The sequence below is a fragment of the Kribbella sp. NPDC051718 genome (assembly GCF_040681515.1).
GTDB lineage: Bacteria > Actinomycetota > Actinomycetes > Propionibacteriales > Kribbellaceae > Kribbella.
Map to the genome: position 1 here is coordinate 446,575 of NZ_JBFAYZ010000003.1, position 18,353 is coordinate 464,927.

General features: G+C 67.3%; 17 protein-coding genes. 13 read left to right on the forward strand and 4 right to left on the reverse strand.

Annotation, left to right across the window (positions count from 1 at the left end):
- The first annotated feature begins 110 nt into the window (after window positions 1–110).
- Genes AB0M15_RS13670 through catC form a run of 9 tightly spaced genes read left to right on the forward strand, consistent with a single transcriptional unit; the run spans window position 111 to window position 6,950 of the window.
- Entirely contained in the window at window positions 111–521 is a 411-nt protein-coding gene (locus tag AB0M15_RS13670) for a hypothetical protein (RefSeq protein WP_363817402.1), read from the forward strand.
- A 2-nt stretch (window positions 522–523) separates the two neighbouring features.
- Complete coding sequence (locus AB0M15_RS13675) at window positions 524–1,459, forward strand: hypothetical protein (RefSeq protein ID WP_363817405.1); 936 nt, start codon at window positions 524–526, stop codon at window positions 1,457–1,459.
- On the forward strand, window positions 1,456–1,740 hold the full coding sequence (locus AB0M15_RS13680; RefSeq protein WP_363817407.1) for an MmoB/DmpM family protein: 285 nt from the start codon (window positions 1,456–1,458) through the stop codon (window positions 1,738–1,740). The genes AB0M15_RS13675 and AB0M15_RS13680 overlap by 4 nt, the downstream gene beginning before the upstream one ends.
- Before the next feature lie 2 nt (window positions 1,741–1,742).
- Window positions 1,743–3,269, forward strand: coding sequence for a phenol 2-monooxygenase (locus tag AB0M15_RS13685; RefSeq protein ID WP_363817410.1), 1,527 nt, complete (start codon window positions 1,743–1,745; stop codon window positions 3,267–3,269).
- Between the two features lie 3 nt (window positions 3,270–3,272).
- Window positions 3,273–3,593, forward strand: coding sequence for a phenol hydroxylase subunit P4 (locus AB0M15_RS13690; protein ID WP_363817413.1), 321 nt, complete (start codon window positions 3,273–3,275; stop codon window positions 3,591–3,593).
- 9 nt (window positions 3,594–3,602) lie between these two features.
- Window positions 3,603–4,655 (forward strand): 2Fe-2S iron-sulfur cluster-binding protein, encoded by a 1,053-nt coding sequence (locus tag AB0M15_RS13695; protein WP_363817416.1) that lies wholly within the window; start codon window positions 3,603–3,605, stop codon window positions 4,653–4,655.
- A 16-nt stretch (window positions 4,656–4,671) separates the two neighbouring features.
- Window positions 4,672–5,775 carry an enolase C-terminal domain-like protein gene (locus AB0M15_RS13700; protein WP_363817419.1) on the forward strand — a complete coding sequence of 368 codons (1,104 nt, stop codon included), beginning with the start codon at window positions 4,672–4,674 and terminating at the stop codon, window positions 5,773–5,775.
- A gap of 31 nt (window positions 5,776–5,806) precedes the next feature.
- Window positions 5,807–6,649, forward strand: coding sequence for a catechol 1,2-dioxygenase (catA, locus tag AB0M15_RS13705; protein WP_363817422.1), 843 nt, complete (start codon window positions 5,807–5,809; stop codon window positions 6,647–6,649).
- A 19-nt stretch (window positions 6,650–6,668) separates the two neighbouring features.
- The gene (gene catC, locus AB0M15_RS13710) at window positions 6,669–6,950 is read left to right on the forward strand and encodes a muconolactone Delta-isomerase (RefSeq protein WP_363817425.1); all 282 of its coding nucleotides are present in this window, start codon (window positions 6,669–6,671) and stop codon (window positions 6,948–6,950) included.
- Here the strand turns inward: catC and AB0M15_RS13715 are convergent, their stop codons facing one another.
- Both AB0M15_RS13715 and AB0M15_RS13720 read right to left on the reverse strand, forming a co-directional pair.
- Entirely contained in the window at window positions 6,951–7,739 is a 789-nt protein-coding gene (locus AB0M15_RS13715) for an alpha/beta hydrolase (RefSeq protein WP_363817428.1), read from the reverse strand.
- Window positions 7,740–8,327: 588 nt separating this feature from the next.
- Entirely contained in the window at window positions 8,328–8,747 is a 420-nt protein-coding gene (locus AB0M15_RS13720; protein ID WP_363817431.1) for a VOC family protein, read from the reverse strand.
- 220 nt (window positions 8,748–8,967) lie between these two features.
- On the opposite strand from AB0M15_RS13720, the gene AB0M15_RS13725 reads away from it, so the two are divergent.
- The gene (locus AB0M15_RS13725) at window positions 8,968–11,031 is read left to right on the forward strand and encodes a phosphocholine-specific phospholipase C (RefSeq protein WP_363817434.1); all 2,064 of its coding nucleotides are present in this window, start codon (window positions 8,968–8,970) and stop codon (window positions 11,029–11,031) included.
- A 25-nt stretch (window positions 11,032–11,056) separates the two neighbouring features.
- Window positions 11,057–12,853 (forward strand): ricin-type beta-trefoil lectin domain protein, encoded by a 1,797-nt coding sequence (locus AB0M15_RS13730; protein WP_363817437.1) that lies wholly within the window; start codon window positions 11,057–11,059, stop codon window positions 12,851–12,853.
- A 96-nt stretch (window positions 12,854–12,949) separates the two neighbouring features.
- Here the strand turns inward: AB0M15_RS13730 and AB0M15_RS13735 are convergent, their stop codons facing one another.
- Window positions 12,950–13,318, reverse strand: coding sequence for a nuclear transport factor 2 family protein (locus AB0M15_RS13735; RefSeq protein ID WP_363817440.1), 369 nt, complete (start codon window positions 13,316–13,318; stop codon window positions 12,950–12,952).
- A gap of 58 nt (window positions 13,319–13,376) precedes the next feature.
- Here AB0M15_RS13735 and AB0M15_RS13740 point away from each other — a divergent pair, with 58 nt between their 5' ends.
- Window positions 13,377–14,246: an RNA polymerase subunit sigma-70 gene (locus tag AB0M15_RS13740; RefSeq protein WP_363817443.1), complete on the forward strand. Its 870-nt coding sequence runs from the start codon at window positions 13,377–13,379 to the stop codon at window positions 14,244–14,246.
- On the opposite strand, the gene AB0M15_RS13745 is transcribed toward AB0M15_RS13740, so the two are convergent.
- The gene (locus tag AB0M15_RS13745) at window positions 14,243–15,637 is read right to left on the reverse strand and encodes a S8/S53 family peptidase (RefSeq protein ID WP_363817446.1); all 1,395 of its coding nucleotides are present in this window, start codon (window positions 15,635–15,637) and stop codon (window positions 14,243–14,245) included. The genes AB0M15_RS13740 and AB0M15_RS13745 overlap by 4 nt on opposite strands.
- A 56-nt stretch (window positions 15,638–15,693) precedes the next feature.
- On the opposite strand from AB0M15_RS13745, the gene AB0M15_RS13750 reads away from it, so the two are divergent.
- A complete protein-coding gene (locus tag AB0M15_RS13750) occupies window positions 15,694–18,351 on the forward strand; it encodes a CHAT domain-containing tetratricopeptide repeat protein (protein ID WP_363817448.1) in 2,658 nt (885 codons plus the stop codon).
- Window positions 18,352–18,353: the final 2 nt, after the last annotated feature.

Below are 18,353 nucleotides of genomic sequence, written 5' to 3' on the forward strand. Positions count from 1 at the left end.
TGGCAGGCGCAGAGTTGTGCGTTGGCCTCGGGGGATTGAGAGTCTTGGCGTCTTAGTGGCGACTTTTTAGGTATTTCCCTTGTCCTGCTGGGGAGTTGAGACTCGTTGGCATGACGCCGTTCATGCTCAGTGTTCAGGCACTTCTCGATGGGGAGGCCGCGCCGGTCGCCGGGGTCGAGGACAGCGTGCCGATGCCGATTCCGGTGGCGACCGACGTACAGGTGATCGTCCGGTCGCTGGCCGAGCAGTTGGTCAGTGAGGCCAACGCGATCCTGCGCCCGCGTGGTGACGTGATCGAGCTGGTCGATCAGGTCGGGCCGGGGGAGCTGACCTTCACGATGACCTACCACGAGCGGGCCGCGCGGGTTCGGACGGTGATGTCCGGGCATTCCGCGCTGGTCAGCCTCGATCTCTCGGGTGAGTCCGACCAGCAGCCCCGGCGGTTGAGCAGTGAGGACGAACTGCAGGGGCTCGTCCTCAACCTGATCGAGCCGCATCCGCACGCCGAGCGTCAGGAGTGATCGTGCAGTACGAGTTGCGCTACAACGTCATCGAACCCAAGCGGAACAGCTACCAGAACGTCATCGACCGGCTCGGCGACCAGCCGGCCACCCGGTACCAGGAGGCGACGCTCGACGTCGAACCGCGGGAGAACTTCCACTACCGGCCGACCTGGATCCAGGACCGCGAGCTGTACGACCCGCGCTACACCGCACTCCAGCTCACCGACCCCTACTCCTACGCCGATCCGCGCAACTTCTACTACACCCCGTACGTGACCAACCGCGCCGCACTGCACGACGAGTTCGGCAAAACCCTGAACTACCTGGAAGGCCGCGACCTACTCGGCCGCATGCCAGCGGCCTGGCGAGACGTCCTCGCCACAGTCGTGATCCCCCTGAGGCACTACGAGTCCGGCGCTCAACTGGTGACGGTCGCCGGCGCACGCTTCGCCTACGGTACTTCGCTCGAGCAGTGCTGCACCTTCGCCGCGTTCGACCGCATCGGCAACGCCCAGATGCTCTCCCGCGTCGGTATCGCCCTAGGCGCCGGCGCTGGGGGAGTACTGACCACAGCCAAGCAGGACTGGCTCACCGGCGAACACCTTCAGCCGCTGCGCAAGCTCGTCGAGGAGACCATGATCGTCGACGACTGGGCCGAAGGTCTGCTCGCGATCGACCACATCGACCAGCTGATCTATCCGTTGCTCTACACAGGTCTCGACGAGCAGGCCCTGCTCACCGGCGCCGGTGCCTACTCGCTCTTCGCCCAACACCTCAGCACCTGGTACGCCGACCAGCGCAAGTGGCTCGACGCCCTCATCACCGCCTGGCACGCGGACCCCGACCATGGCCCCGCCAACGCGGAACACCTGGCCCGCATCGCGACCACCTGGCAACCAAGAGCGCAGGAAGCCGTCGCAGCACTCGCCACGAAGCTGGACGGAGTACAGGCATGACCACCACGCTGCGCCAGGTCGGCATCGACATCCAGGACGCCGAGGAGAACCGGCCGCTCGTCGACGCGATCAAGGCGGACAACCCCGAGCTGACCATCCGGCACCTGCCCGGGCTGCTCAAACTCCAGTCGGCGGGCCGGATCGTGATCAACCGCGAGACCGTCGAGGCCCAGCTCGGCCACGAGTGGGACACCGGCGAGTTCCAGCTGGCGATCGTCTCGTACGCCGGCAACTTCACCGAGTGGGACGACGACCAGATCATCGTGAGTTGGGAGCACTGACCATGACCGAAGCCATCACCCGCCCGAAGAAGCTCCCGCTCAAGGAGCGGTACGCGCTGCTCACCCGTGACCTCGACTGGGAGCCGAGCTACGTCAGCAAGGAGCAACTGTTCCCGCACACGTCGTACGAGGGCATCAAGGTCCACGACTGGGACGGCTGGCAGGACCCGTTCCGGCTGACTGTCGACGCGTACTACAAGTACCAGGCGGAGAAGGACAAGCGCCTGTACGCCGTACTCGACAGCTTCGCGCAGAGCCAGGGGCATCTCGGGTTGTCGGACGCGTCGTACCTGAACTCGATCAAGCTCTTCATCCAAGGTGTCACGCCACTGGAGTACGCCGCGCACCGGCACTTCGCCTACCTAGCGCGCTATCTCGAGGGACCGGCCCCGCGGTTCGCCGCGTTGTGCCAGAGCGTCGACGAGCTGCGGCACTGCCAGACGCAGATCCACACGATCAGCAACTACAACAAGTACTACGGCGGCTTCCACAGCTGGTCGAAGATGCACGACCGGGTCTGGTACCTGTCGGTGCCGAAGTCGCTGTTCGACGACGCGATGACGGCCGGGCCGTTCGAGTTCCTGATCTCGATCTCGTTCAGCTTCGAGTACCTGCTGACGAATCTGCTGTTCGTGCCGTTCATGAGCGGCGCGAGCTTCAACGGGGACATGCCGACGATGTCGTTCGGGTTCTCGGCGCAGTCCGACGAGAGCCGGCACATGACGCTCGGGCTGGAGGCGATCAAGTTCCTGCTGGAGCAGGACGAGGACAACGTGCCGATCATCCAGGACTGGATCGACAAGTGGTTCTGGCGGGCGTACCGGATGTCGGCGCTGGTCGCCGCGATGATGGATTACATGCTCCCGAAGCCGGTGATGAGCTGGAAGGAAGCGTTCGAGCTGTACTTCGAGGACCAGATGCTCGGTGGGCTGTTCCCGGATCTGGAGTTCTACGGCATCCGCCCGCCGCGGCATGTGGAGCAGGCGATCGCCGAGAAGGATCACCTGTCCCACCAGGTTTACAAGATCCTGCACAACTTCAGCTTCGCCGCGTCTTTCACTACCCAGACGCCGACCGACGAGCACTCGAAGTGGCTGGCCGAGCAGTACCCGGAGACGTATCCGCAGCAGTACAAGCCGGTCTGGGACAAGCACGCTCGAATTGAGGCGGCCGGCGGCCGGGTGTTCTTCCAGGGGCTGCCGCAGTTGTGCCAGGTCTGTCAGATCCCGATGGCGTTCACCGAGACCGCTGACCCGGCTGCGATCTCGTTCCGGCGCAGCGAGTTCCGCGACGAGACGTTCCATACCTGCTCGGACGGGTGTCAGTGGATCTTTGAGCGAGAACCGGAGAAGTACGTCCAGGCGTGGTTGCCGGTGCACCAGATCTACCAGGGCAACTGCGGCGGGCCGAGCGTCCCCGAGGTGCTCGAGTGGTACGGGATCCAGGACGGTGACGCCGGTGAGTACCGCGGGTCGCCGGACGCTCGATCGTGGGCCGAGTGGCACTCGAGCGCGACGAAGGAGGCGTGAGCGATGCCGGTGAAAGCGTTGTACGACTACGACTTCCCGTCGGCTGATCGGCAGGAACTGTTCGGTGACGATCAGCTCGTGTACGTCCACTGGGACGGCAATCCGCTGTTCTGTTCGGCCGCCTGCTTCCGGGTGCCGCGGGCGATGCCGTTCGGCGAGTTCGTCGCCGGGATGGTCGCGCCGTGGGCCGGGTCGGATCCGGACTTCGACGCCACGGCATCTCTTGATTGGCGGTTGTTCGACGAGCCGCTGAGCGCCGTACCGGATGCGTCCTTGACCGATCTCGGGATCGGGCACAAGGCACTGTTGCACTTCACGGTCTGAGGTCTTGGTATGAGCGACGAGACCTACACCGTGACGATCGAGCCGATCGGCGCTGAGATCAAGTGTCGTGCGGACCAGACCGTTCTCGACGCCTGTCTGCGCGAAGGCGTGTGGTTGCCGCATGCCTGCACTCACGGGACTTGCGGCACGTGTAAGGCGCAGGTGTTGGAGGGCGAGCTGGATCTCGGCGACGCTTCGCCGTACGCGCTGCTGGAGAGCGAGCGCGACGAGGGAGCTGCTCTGCTCTGCGTGGCCAAGCCGCGTAGCGATGTGACCATCGAGGGTGAGGTTGATGTCGATGAGGGCGTCGAGATCCATCCGGTACGCGACTACGCCGGCCGGGTTGTCGAGCTGGCCGAGGTGAGCGCCGGCGTACGACGGCTGCGGGTGGCGTTGACGGAACCGATCCCGTTCAACCCGGGGCAGTACGTGCTGCTGCGGACGCGTGACGGTGAGACGCGGCCGTACTCGCTGGCCGGTCTGCCCGGCGATACGATCGAGTTGCATGTCAAGCGATCGGCGGACGGGTTGGCGACGGACGGCTGGATCTTCAAGGACCTGGCTGTCGGCGACACGGTGTCGGTCTCCGGACCGTACGGGCAGTTCTTCCTGCGACCGGCCCGGGACGAACCGGTGCTGTTGTTGGCCGGCGGGACCGGACTCGCGCCGATGAAGGCGATCCTGCAGCATCTTGCGACGACAGGTTGCTCGCGGCAAGTAGTCCTGTACCACGGTGTGCCGACTGTCGATGACCTGTACGAGCACGAGTGGTTGCAAGCGTTCGCTTCAGCACATGAGTGGTTCGACTATCGTCCGGCGCTGTCGCGATCATCGTATGAGGGGCGCAGCGGGCGGGTGCCGGCCCTCGTCGCGGAGGACTATCCGCGGGCGGCCGGGCATGTGGCGTACCTGTGCGGCAGCCCCGAATTCGTCGCCGACTCGATGAAGGCGTTGATGAAGGCCCGGCTGTTCCCGCGCGACATCTACCGGGAGGACTTCTTCGACTCCGCCGACCGGGCCTCCGGACGGAACGTCGTCCGTAGTCCGCTGATCGGGCGATGACGATGGGAGGGCAGCCTTGAAGATCACGAAGGTCGAAGCGATCCCGTTCTCGATCCCTTATCGCAAGCCGCTGCGGTTCGCGTCGGGGGAGGTGACCGAGGCGGCGCATGTGCTGGTCCGGGTGCACACCGATGACGGGCTGGTCGGTGTTGCCGAGGCGCCACCGCGGCCGTTCACCTATGGCGAGACGCAGGCGTCGATCATCGCGGTCGTCTGCGGGGTGTTCGCCGAGCTGGTCGTCGGGCTGTCGCCGTTGGAGCGTGAGCAGGTGCGGGTCCGGCTGGGTCGTACGGTCGGCAATCCGACGGCCAAGGCGGCTATCGACATGGCGTTATGGGACGTTGTCGGGCAGTCGCTCGGGGTGTCGGTCACCGAGTTGCTCGGCGGATTCAGGGATCGGATGCGGGTGGCCCACATGGTCGGGTTCGCCGAGCCGGCCGAGATGGTTGCCGAGGCGGGGCGGGTGCGGGAGCAGTACGGGATCTCTACTTTCAAGGTGAAGGTGGGGCGACGGCCTCTGCACCTCGACGTGTCGGCGTGCCGGGCGTTGCGCGAGGCGATGCCCGACGCTGAGCTTTACATCGACGGGAATCGCGGCTGGACCGCTGCCGAGGCCGCCCGGGCGCTGCGGGCGATGGCCGACCTCGACCTGCTGTTTGCCGAGGAACTGTGCCCGGCTGACGACGTACTCGGCCGGCGTTGGCTGGTGAAGCAGAGCGGGATCCCGATGTACGCCGATGAGAGTGTGCCGACGCCTGGCGACGTGACGCGGGAACTGCTGGGCGGCTCGGCCACCGGGATCAGCATCAAGACCGCGCGTACTGGCTTCACCGGGTCGCATCGGGTGCTCGCGCAGTGCGAGGGGCTCGGCGTGGAAGTTGTCCTGGGCAACCAGATCGACGGGCAGATCGGAACGCTGTGCAGTCTCGCCTTCGGCGCTGCCTTCGAGGCGACGTCACGCCAGGCCGGCGAGTTGTCCAACTTCCTCGACATGGCCGACGACCTGCTGACCGAGCCGTTGGAGATCCGCGACGGCCTGCTCCGGGTCCGGGAAGCGCCCGGGCTCGGCATCGACATCGACGCGAGCAAGCTCGCGCACTACCGGACCGACCGTGCCTGACCTTGGTTCGTCGGGCGAGAAGGGAACCATCATGACCACGACCGAGGAGTCGGCCACCGCTGCCGCCACCGGCGCATCCGCGACCGAACGGTTCCGCGCCGACAAGACCGCCGTCGCCGACACACCGCCCGAACGGGTCAGCCTGCTGGCCCGGGAGGTCCTGGCGGCGGTCCACGCGACGATCCGCGCCAACCAGGTCAGCTATGCGGAGTACGACGCCCTGAAGGCCTGGCTGATCCAGGTCGGGGCGGATGGCGAGTGGCCGCTGTTCCTGGACGTCTTCCTCGAGAACGTCGTCGAGGAAGTCGCTTCGGCCGATCGCGAAGGCAGCAAGGGCACGATCGAGGGTCCGTTCTACGCTCCCGGCGCGCCTGAACTACCTGCCGAGGCGACCCTGCCGATGCGCTCCGACGAACCGGGGACGCCGTTGGTGTTCCATGGCCAGGTCCGGTCCGCCGACGGTACTCCGCTGGCAGGCGCCCGCGTCGACATCTGGCACTGCGACGACGCCGGCTTCTACGCCCAGTTCGCTCCCGGCCTTCCCGAGTGGAATCTTCGGGGCGTCATCACCGCCGACGACCAGGGCCGCTTCCGGATCCATACGATCCAGCCGGCGCCATACCAAATCCCCACCGACGGAGCCACCGGCGCGCTGATCCGAGCCGCCGACTGGCACGCCTGGCGTCCGGCTCACCTGCACCTCAAGGTCTCGGCGGATGGCCACCAGTTGGTCACCACCCAGCTCTATTTCCCTGGTGACCCGCACAACGAGGACGACATCGCGTCCGCGGTCAAGCCCGAACTAATGCTCGACCCCAAGCCTTCGGGCGACGGCGTAGACGTCGAGTACGACTTCGTCCTGGCCCCGTCATGACTTGTCGGTGAGGAGACCCATGCTGTTCGCGGTGACCATGCGAGTGAACCTGCCGCCCGACCTGGACCCGACGGTTCGCGACGCGACTCTCGCGCGGGAGAAGGCCTACAGCCAGGAGCTACAACGAGCCGGCAAGTGGCCGCACATCTGGCGAATCGCCGGCCAGTACGCCAACCTCAGCATCTTCGAGGTCGACACCATCGAAGAACTCCACCAACTCCTCTGGAACCTACCGCTCTTCCCCTACCTGAACCTGGAGATCCACCCCCTCACCAAACACCCCTCCGACATCTCTGCCTAACTACGGGTTGCTCAGGATCTTCGCAACTCGGTCGGGTGCTTCTATCGGGGCCAAGTGAGCCACATCGTCGAGGATCGTCAACTGCGCACCCGGCGCTCCGTTGACGATCCTCTGCGCATCTGCGATCGGCGTGGCGACGTCATCCCGCCCGGCGATCAGCGCGAACGGCCGAACGATCTGCCCCAGCCGCTCCCTGATGTCGAACTCGGCCAACGCCTCACAAGCCAACGCATAACTCTCGTCGTCAACCGCCCGCAACGACGCGATCAACACCTCAACCGCCGCCGGCTCCCGATCGGCGAACCCAGGCGAGAACCACCGCTCCCGCGACCCCTTCACCACCGCTTCCGTCCCCTCGGCCCGTACCAGCGCGGCCCGCTCGTGCCACATCCTCGGCGCCGAGAACCGCGCGCTGGTACAAGCCAACGTCGCTCCACTCACCCGATCCGCATGGTCAGCGAGCAACACCAACCCAACAGCCCCACCCAACGAATCCCCGGCATACCGAAACGCCCCCGCCCCCCAAATCTCCTCAACCCCGGCAACAACCCGTCCCGCCAACTCCTCAACACTGAACGCCGCCGCCGCAGGCTCCCCACTCCCATGCCCCGGAACCTCCCACCCCAGCACATCGAACCGCTCCCCAAGCCGCTCGACGCAATCCCCCCAAAGCGCCTCAACACCCGTCCCCAAACTCGCCCCAACCACCAGCAACTCCCGCCCACCCCCGGGCGCCCCAACCCACCCAAGCCCCGCAACCGTCCGCCGCTCAGATCCCCAAAAGCCCATGCCCCTGAGGCTACGGCCGCCGCCATACCCCCAACAAAGACCAATCCGATCCCATTCGATAGCCCACCCGTCCGAATCCAACTACGCCCACGCCGCCCGCCCCGCTCGCTCCTGCGTCGCTCACTCCACGCCCGGCTCCCACCCGTCCGAATCCAACTACGCCCCACGCCGCCCGCCCCGCTCGCTCCTGCGTCGCTCACTCCACGCCCGGCTCCCACCCGCCCTGTCTGCGGGCTCCTGCGTCGCCCGTGTGCGACCGCTGACGTGACTCGCCGGAGGGGTGGCGGGCCGCGTTGGGGTGGGTGCAGCGTGTGTGGGCGACCTACTCGTGGGCTTGCTCGGGGGACTCGTCTGGCCACGAGCCAGGTCGGCGGGCACGCCAGCAGAGCACCTCACCCCAGCACACCCCACCAGCACCCTCGACCAGAGCACCCCACCAGAGCACCCCACCAGAGCACCTCGTCCCGGACGGCACCGGGCGAGACGAGCGCTGTCATCAAGCGGGCGACGAAGGAGCCCGCGCCCCAGGGTGGGTGGGAGCGTCCGGCGTAAGGAGCGGGAGCGACTGGAGCGGGTCGCGTGGGGGAGTCAGCGGGCGCGGGCCTGGAGGATTTCCAGGTAGTGCGGGTTGTGCATGATGCCCAGGACGTTGCCGAAGGGGTCGATGACCGCGGCGGTGGTGAAGTTGCTGTCGCCGTGCGAAGTGATGGGCGTGTACTCCTTGGCGCCCATCGACAGAAGCCGCTCGAAGGTGCCTGCCAAGTCGTCGACGTGCCAGTGCATGACGGCGCCGCCGGGGGTGTTGGAGGCGCCGGGTGGGGCGTACTTGCGGTCGATGAAGCCGAGTTCGTCTTCGTCGTCGCCGATGCGGAACTCGAAGTACGCGGGCGGCGCGGGGGCCGGCGGGAACTGGAAGTACGCCTCCTGCCCGAGCAGTTCGGCGTACCAGTCGCGCGCCGCGGCCAGGTCGTCGGCATAGAAGCTGATCGTGGCGAATCCTCGGAACATCGGGGCACTCCCTCGGTCGTTCGAGGTGATCGTTCACCTCGTTGACATCCAGCATGCAGGTCAAAGTGTTCATCTTGTGATCACTTTGATGAGGACTGCTACTGATGCTTGACAGTGCCTGAAACCGGTTCGATGATGCATTCGAAGCCGATTAAGTGCGCAGTTATGCGCATATGTAAGCAGTTATCGCTGTGTCCGCCCCGCACACGAGGAGCTGTCCATGACCGATCTCAACCGCCGTAGGTTCCTGCAGTTCGCGAGTGCCACCGCAGCGGCCGCCGCGCTGCCGGCGATCATCGAGAAGGCCGCCGCGATCCCGGCGGCGATCAACTCCGGCACGATCGCGGACGTCGAGCACGTGGTGATCCTGATGCAGGAGAACCGGTCCTTCGACCACTACTTCGGAACGCTGCGCGGCGTCCGTGGGTTCGGCGACCCCCGGCCGATCCCGCTGCCCAGCGGGAAGAGCGTCTGGAACCAGGCGGACGGCAGCGGCAAGGTGACACTGCCGTTCCGCCCGGCGCTGAGCAACCTCGGTCTGACCTTCATCGAGGACCTGCCGCACGGCTGGAACGACACGCACAACGCCTGGAACGGCGGCCGGTGGGACCGGTGGATCTCTGCCAAGGGCACCACGTCGATGGCGCATTTGACCCGCAACGACATCCCGTTCCACTACGCCCTCGCCGACGCGTTCACCATCTGCGACGCGTACCACTGCTCCTTCATGGGCGCGACCGACCCGAACCGCTACTACATGTACACCGGCTGGGTCGGCAACGACGGCACCAACGGGGGACCGGTGGTCGGGAACGAGGAAGCCGGCTACGGCTGGAACACCTTCCCCGAGGTCCTTCAGCAAGCAGGCGTCTCCTGGAAGGTCTACCAGGACATCGGCTCCGGCCTGAACGCCGCCGGCAGCTGGGGCTGGGACAGCGACCCATACATCGGCAACTACGGCGACAACTCGTTGCTGTACTTCAACAAGTACCGCAACGCCCAGCCCGGCAACCCCTTGTACGACAAGGCTCGCACCGGCACCAACGCGAAGAACGGCGAGGGGTACTTCGACAAGCTCAAGGCCGACGTACTAGCGGGCAACCTGCCGAAGGTCTCCTGGATCGCCGCCCCCGAAGCCTTCACCGAGCACCCGAGCTGGCCCGCAAACTACGGCGCTTGGTACGTGTCTGGCGTACTCGACGCACTCACCGCCGACCCGGCCGTGTGGAGCAAGACCGTCCTGCTACTCACGTACGACGAGAACGACGGCTTCTTCGACCACGTCGTACCGCCGTACCCGCCGGCCTCCGCAGCGCAGGGACTGTCGACCGTGAGCACCACCGGCGAGATCTACACCGGCGGAGGCGGATCGGGCTACACAACCAACCTGCAGTACGGCCTCGGTCCCCGGGTGCCGATGCTGGCCATCTCGCCTTGGAGCACCGGCGGCTGGACCTGCTCGCAGACCTTCGACCACACGTCGATCATCCAGTTCATCGAGAAGCGCTTCGGCGTCCACAGCCCCAACGTCTCCGACTGGCGCCGGACCGTCTGCGGCGACCTCACCTCGGCCTTCGACTTCACCGGAGCCAACAGCGGCAAGCCTTCGTTGCCGAGCACAACGGCTTACAAGCCACCGGCGTCCCACACCTCGCCACCCGACTACCACCCGGTCCCGCCCAAGACTGGCGCCCTGCCCAAGCAGGAGTCGGGTGTGCGCAAGGCGCGGGCGATTCCGTACGACCTGGCAGTCGACACCAAGGTCGTGAGCGGCCGGATGCAGTTCACCTTCACCAACCGGGGCACGGCCGGAGCGGGATTCCTCGTCACCTCGGCAACCCGCAGCGATGGACCCTGGCCCTACACGGTCGGCGCCGGCCAATCCATCAGCGATACCTGGCAGCTGCCGTCCTCCCGCTACCAGTTCGGTGTGTACGGTCCCAACGGCTTCGTCCAGGAGCGAGCCGGCACCATCGCGGAACTGGGACCGGAGGTCACCGCCCGGCACAACGCGACGACCGGTTACGTCGACCTGACCTTCGTCAACGGCGGGACCAAAGCCGTGACCTTCACCGGCGTGGACCGCTACGCGCCGACCCAGCCGTACTCGTACACGGTCCAGCCCGGCGCGTCCCGCGTGGTGCCCAACTGGGGTGTTGCCGCCGGCAACCGCTGGTACGACATCAGCGTCACCAGCAGCACCGACACGGCGTACCTCCGCCGTTTCGCCGGCCATATCGAGACCGGCGCGGCCTCCACCAGCGACCCGGCCATCGGCTCGTGACTCATCCCCTGAACGGAGCCCACCCATGAGAAAGCTGATCACCCTCGCATCAGCAGCCGCACTGGCCACCACCGGGCTGGTCGTCGGCTCTGCACCCGCAGCCGTCGCTGACCCGATCGCCGCGAACACCAGCACCGCCATCGGCGTGAAACCGATGATGGGGTTCAACAACTGGGCACGGTTCACCTGTGCCGCCCAGGCCCGGCTCGACGGCACCAGGAACGGCTACTCGTTCCAGCAGTTCATGCAGGACCAGGCGAAGGCCATGAAGGACACCGGGCTCGTTGCCGCCGGCTACACCAACCTCACGGTCGACGACTGCTGGATGCAGCGCACGAGCGCGGGCTACCTGCATGGAGCTGCTACCTGGGGCGGTAGCAGTCAGCCCGGCTTCGACTGGGAGTTGACCGACTACTCCAACTACGTGCACAGCCAGGGCATGGAGACCGGCCTGTACAGCACCTCGGGCGTCAACACCTGCCAGGGCGTACCAGGCGGGGTAATGGGACACGAGCAAGCTGATGCCAATTCGCTGGCGTACTGGGGGATCGACTCCCTCAAGCTGGATAACTGCGGTACCACCAGCAGCAACCGCCAGCAGATCTTCACGACGATGGCCAACTCGTTGAAGACGGCAACGGCCAACACCAGCCGGAAGATCCTGTTCAACGAGTCCGCACCCGCCGGCTACAGCCCGGCCAGCGCCGAGAAGTACAACACGATGGACTGGGTCCGCACGCTCGGCCAGATGTGGCGGGTCAGTCCGGACATCGCCGTCTGGCACGGCGACAACGCCTCCGCCTGGAACTGGCCACACGGCGGTGACTACTACGAGGGCGGCGTCTACCAGAACCTGACCGACAACATCGCGCTCGCCCGCTACAACAGCCCGGGCAACCACAACGACGCGGACATGCTGCTCATCGGTGACAACAAGCAGCTCACCCTGGCCGAACAGCGCAGCCAGTTCGCACTCTGGTCGGCGATGGGCTCCCCGCTGATGATCAGCTCCGACATCCGCAAGCTGGCCGCCGACCCCACGACGTACGCGCCGCAGTTGAACATCCTCAAGAACAGCGACATCATCGCCGTCGACCAGGACTCGCTCGGTGTGGGTGGCTACCTAGCCTCCCGCAGCAACGCCTCCGCCACCGCCGGGATCGACGTCGTCGTCAAACCGCTGGCTGGCGGGCGCCGCGCGGTCGCAGTACTGAACAAGAACTCGGCCTCGACCAGTTACACGCTGGACCTGGCACGGGTCGGCTTCGGGAACACCGGCTGCACTCGAACCGCCCGGGACCTGTGGACCCACACCAACCAGTCGGTCCAGTCAGCTATCACCACGACGATCGCCAGCCATGACACCGCGATCTACACGATCGACCCGGGAAGCTGCGGAGCCGCGACCCCGGTCGGCCAGATCCAGGCGCCGCAGAGCGGGTTCCAGGCGACCGCCCTGTGCCTGGACGCCTACACCGGTGCTGCTGTCGGCAACAAGGTCGCCTTGTACGCCTGTACCGGCAACAGCAACCAGCAATGGCAGCGCCAGACCACCGGGCTCATCTCCTCCCTGGCGAACACGTCGCTGTGCATCTCAGGTGACTCCGCCGGCCTCCGGCTGGCCACCTGCAACAGCAGTGACACCAAGCAGAAGTGGACCTACAACCGCTCCGGACAGCTGCGGCAGTCCACCGGCGTCTGCATCGACATCGCCGGCGGCAACCTCGCCGACCCCAACGCAGTGGTCGCCACCTACTCCTGTGGCACCCACCAGCCCAACCAGACCTGGAGCGCCCCCTTCGACGGCCCACCCGCGCCATAGGCGCCACTGCAGGCCCGGACCTCCCACCCCCGGTCCGGACCGGCGCGCACTGCAGGCCCGGACCTCCCACCCCGGGTTCCGGGCCTGCAGTGGTTGTCAGGCGGGTTTGCCCTGCGCAGCGCGGGCCTGTTCGAACGGGAGCCGGTCGAAGATGATGCGGATCTCGGTGATCTTGCCGTCGCGGACGGTGTGGAGCTCGGCGCCGGGAGCATCGGCGACCGGGCGGGTGCTGGTGCCGTACATCAGCAGCACGGTCGTCTCGTCGCCGTACGACGCGAGCAGCTCCGCCTTCACCAGGATCTGCGAGAACGGCTCCATGAAGGCGCGGAACGCCTCGGCGCCTTCGATCCGCCCGGCCGGCGCGTGGCAGACCAGGTCATCGGCGAGGTAGGTCATCGCCTGGTCGAAGTCCTGTCCGGTCCAGGCGTTGTAGTAGGCGAGCACGATGTCCATTGGTGTTGTCATACCTGGATAGACACCACGGCGACCGCGATCGGAACGGTCCGGCTGGCACGATGTGGGGATGCAGAGCTTCGAGGAGCTGACCGCGCCGTACCGGCGTGAGCTGCATCTGCATTGCTACCGGATGCTCGGCTCGTTCACCGACGCCGACGACCTACTGCAGGAGACGCTGCTGGCCGCCTGGCGCGGGCTGCCCGATTTCGACGAACGTTCGTCGTTGCGCACCTGGCTGTACAAGATCGCCACCAACCGCTGCCTCAACGCGATCCGCGACAGCAAGCGCCGCCCGCCGCCGGAACCGCTGCCGCCGTTCGATCCGCCGGAGCCGACCAGCCACAGCGACGTCACCTGGCTCCAGCCGTACCCCGATGCCCTGCTCGACGATCAGCTCGTCAAGCGCGAGAACATCGAGCTTGCCTTCATCACCGCGCTCCAGCGGATGCCTCCACGTCAGGCGGCCGCCTTGATCCTGGTCGACGTGCTGGACTTCTCGAGCAAGGAAGCGGCCGACCTGCTGGACACGACGCCCACAGCCGTCAAGGGCGCTCTGCAACGTGCCCGCGCCTCGCTGCACACCCCGCCTCCGCCCCGCGACACCGAAACCGAACGCAAAGTCGCCCGAAGATTCGCCGAAGCGTTCGCCGCCGACGACATCACCACCATCAAGACCCTGCTCACCGACGACGCCTGGCTGGCCATGCCTCCGGCACCACACCAGTACTACGGCCCGCCGGCGATCGCCGCATTCCTCGAGGCCAGCGCCGGCGGGCGCAACGCGACCCTGGAGTTGGAGCCCGCGGACGCCAACCGGCTCCCGGCGTACCGGTGCTACTTCGTGAACGGATCCGATCGCCGCGACACCGGACAAGTCGTCCTGACCGTCAGCGGCGACCGGATCAGCTCGATCACCCGTTTCCTGAACCCCGCCTAGTCGGGGAGGACCACAGCGCCGACCCCAGGCTGGGCGTTGAGCTGCCCCTCCTTGATGAGGGCCGCAGCCGCATCACGTCCGTTCTCGCCGGTGCGGGTCATCCGGGCCGCGACCAGGCCGGCGACGATCGGCGTACTGAACGACGTACCGCTCCAGCGAGCCATCCCGTAGAACCGCTCCACCCGCGGCGGCTGCCCCGGGACCACGTTCGGCGGCTCGTGATACTCGTAGCTCCCGACCGGGAACGCGTTGACGAGATCCTGCCCCGGCGCGTACACGTCCACCCAGCCACCGAAGTTGCTGAACGGCGCCCGTCCTTGCCAGCTGGTGGCGAGCGCGCCGACCGACACGCTGAACGGCGACGCCGCCGGCCAGAACGGCTTCCGGCTCGCATCGTTGCCCGCTGCAACGATCAGCGCGACGCCCTTGTGGTGGCTGAGCCGCAGCTCGTCGAAGACCCGGAAGCTGAGCAGACCGGTCGCGTCGTAGGCGTGAGTACCGGCCGACATGCTGATGATGTCGGGGAAGTCCTCGTTCAGTACGGCGTCGAGCGCCTGGACGAGGTCGGACTCGAGCGCCGAGCCGCCGAAGTTCAGTACGCCCCGGACGTACACCTCGGCCCGTGGCGCGACGCAGCGGATGAGTCCGGCGATGAAGGTCCCATGACCCGCGTACTTGTTCAAGGTGTCGCCGATCTGGGCATAGTCGGGATCGCCCGACACTCCCTCCAGCCACTGGCTGCGCGCCGGCGAAGCTGCGTCGAACCCGGTGTCGACCACGACGATCTTCACCCCGTCGCCGGCCCCGCGATCCGGGGTGTAGCCGGGGTACGGCGAGCTGACGGCAGGTACCGGTTCGGGCTCCGTCGCCGGACATCCGGCACCGTTGCCACACAGCGGTACGACGTGGTTCAGCGCGGCGCTGTCCCGGCCGGCGCCGCTGATCTGCACGGCGGCTCGTCCGTCGACGCTCGGCCGTCCGCCCTTGGTGACGGCTTCCAGTACGTCGATCGTGTCGTAGTCGCGTTCGGACGACAGCCGGACGAGCCGCAGGCCCGCCAGCACGGGCTCGACCCACTGACGCTCGGCCCGGCCCTCGGCGTCGGCTGCCCGTCGCTCGGCCGCCTGGTCGTCTTCAGAGGGGAACAGCCCGAGCTGCACGAGGATGTCGCGTACCTCGTCGAAGTACTCCTGCCGGACGAGCAGGACGCCTTCCTCGTAAAGAAACTCGGTGTCGTTCGCACCGGTTCCGATCCCGACCCGCCACCGCGCCTTACCCGGTCCGGCGCCATAGCTTTCCTGAATGGCCCGGCGCTGCTCGGCCCACGGCGTCTCGGGACCATCCTTCGGATCGGCGGCCGCCGATCCGTCTCCCGGCTTGTCTTCCTGCATTACCCCTCCAGATTTCGACCCTGCAGTTTCAGTGCGCTGCAACCTAGACTCAACCCGTGTCAGTTGCCAGTGGCGACCCCAGACCAGGCCGTCAGGAGGTTCCTGACGGACTGCTTCCGCTCGCGGTGGCCCGGCCGGCCGAGGCTTTCGCTGCGGCGGACAAGTTGCTCGAGCAGGCACTGGATCCGCGGACCGCGTCGATCGCGCACCAGGTGAAGGGCATCGTGCTGCGCGACTCGGGGCGGGCGACCGAGGCGATCGCGGAGCTTCGCCGCGCTGTTCGACTGGCTGGGAGGTCCGGCGATTCGGAGCGGATGGCGGATGTCGAGGCGACCCTCGGGCTCACCCTGGGGCTGGCCGGTCGCGCGGCGGAAGGACTCACGGCTCTGGACCATGCCGTTGCGCTCAGCAATGGGATTCACAGTGGTCGCGTCCTCACGCGCAGGGGCTATCTGTTGCGGGTACTCGGCCGGTACGACGAGGCGCTCGCCGACCTTCGCCGGGCGATCAAGGTACTGCGCACAGGGGGCGACCGGCTGTGGGAGGCGCGCTCGCGCACCCATCGCTTCCTCGTCTACGCCGCTCTCGGGCAGGCGACGCGGGCCGACCACGACCTGGTGATCGCCGAGCAACTGCTGACCGCCGAGGGGCAGGACCTGGAGTCGGCGATGGCGGTCCATAACCGGGCGGATCTGGCTTATCAGCGGGGTGACCTGCCGGAGGCGCTCGGATTTCTCGACGAAGCGGCGGCTAGGTATGCGGCCCTGCAGACCTCCTGGCCGAGCTTGGCCATCGACCGATCGGCGGTACTGCTCGCCGCCGGGCTGGCGTCCGAAGCTCTCGCGAGTGCGGAGGAGGCGCTGGCCCATGAGACTGGCAACGGGACTGCGACGGCCGATCTGCTCTTCGCTGCGGCGCAGGCTGCGCAGGCGGCTGGACAGCCCGAGCTGGCTGGGGAGCGGGCTGCGGCAGCGGCTGAACTCTTCCGTCGGCAAGGGCGGAAGAGTTGGCAGGCTCGGGCGTCGTTCGTCGTGCTGCAGTCGCGGTACGACGCTGGGCAGCGTGGTGCGCGGTTGAGCACTCAGGCGGGTCGGGTGGCTGACCGGCTGGATGAGCTGCACTCTGCTGAGGCGGCGTCGGCGCATCTGTTGGCTGGTCGGTTGGCCGCTGAGGTCGGTCGTCGTGACGATGCGGATCGGCACCTTGCCACTGCTGCTCGATTCCGTCGGCGCGGGCCGGCGTACGGTCATGCCGCGGGCTGGCTCGCCGACGCTTTGCGAGCGGAGGGCCGGGGAGCCACCGCCGCGACGCTGATTGCCTGTCGGCGTGGGTTGCAGGCTGCTGGAGATCACCAGCGGTCGCTGGCGGCTCCTGAGTTGCGCGCGCATGCGGCGGCGTACGGGACCGAGCTGGCGGCCCTGGCCCAACGTCATGCCGTACGCCGGGGTGACGCCCGCATGTTGTTGCGTTGGAGCGAACTCTGGCGAGCAGGCGCCCTCGCCGTACCGCCGGTCCACGGCCCGGACGATCGCGAACTCGCCGAAGAACTCGCTGCCCTCCGCAACATCAGCTCCCGCCTCAACGAGGCCGACCCAGGCCCCGCCACCGACCGCCTCCTCACCGACCGCACCCGCCTCGAATCCGCCATCCGCTCCCGCACCAGACGCCTCGCCGCCCACCCCGACGCCACCCTGACCACATCTGGGAAAGCTGGCGATCTGGAGGAGTTGTTGGGTGGGTTGGGGGAGCATCGGCTGGTTGAGCTCACTGAGGTCGATGGGGAGCTGTTCGCGATCACCGTGGTCGGGCGCCGGGTCCGGATGCATCGGGTCGGGCCGGTGGCCGCAGCCGTCCGGGAGATCGAGCTGGCCAGGTTCATGCTGCGCCGGCTGGCTCGGGGCCGCCCGCCGGCCAGAGCCCTGGAAGCCCTCGAAACCGCCGGCCGCCGACTCCAACAAGTACTCCTCGGCCCAGCCGCCGCCGACCTGCACAGAGCCGCCCCGGGCCAAGCCGCCCTGGGCGGTGGACCCGTCGTCGTCGTTCCCACTGCTCGGTTGCAGTCGGCGCCCTGGGCGATGTTGCCGGCGTTGGGGGCGGTTGCGGCGACCGTGGCGCCGTCGGCCGCGTTGTGGCTGAAAGCCGGCCGGACGAAGGCTCCGTCGCGCCGCCGGGTGGCGCTGGTCGTCGGTCCGGGCCTGGACGGCAGCGCCGGCGAACTCGAACTGATCAACAAGGGCTACCCGGACGCGATCACCCTGCTGGACGACAGCGCGACCGCCGAGGCCGCCCTGACCGCACTCGACGGCGCCTGGACCGCGCACATCGCCGCCCACGGCATCTTCCGCACCGACAACCCGCTCTTCTCCAACTTCACCCTGCACGACGGCCCACTGACCATCTACGATCTGGGCCGCCTGCGCCGAGCCCCACAGCGACTCGTCCTGTCCAGCTGCGAGTCCGGCGTCGCGGCAGCCGTCGGCTCCGACGAGCTCCTCGGCGTCGTCTCCGCACTGGTCCCACTCGGCACGGCCAGCCTGCTCGCGAGCGTCGTACCGGTCAACGACGCCGCCACCGCCGGCCTGATGGTCGACTTCCACGAGCACCTGCGTGGCGGAGCTTCCTTCGGTACTGCGTTGCGTGCCGTCCGCGCGAGCATCGCCGACGACCCGGTCATGCTCGCCACCGCGCTGTCGTTCGTCGCCCTCGGGTGTTGACA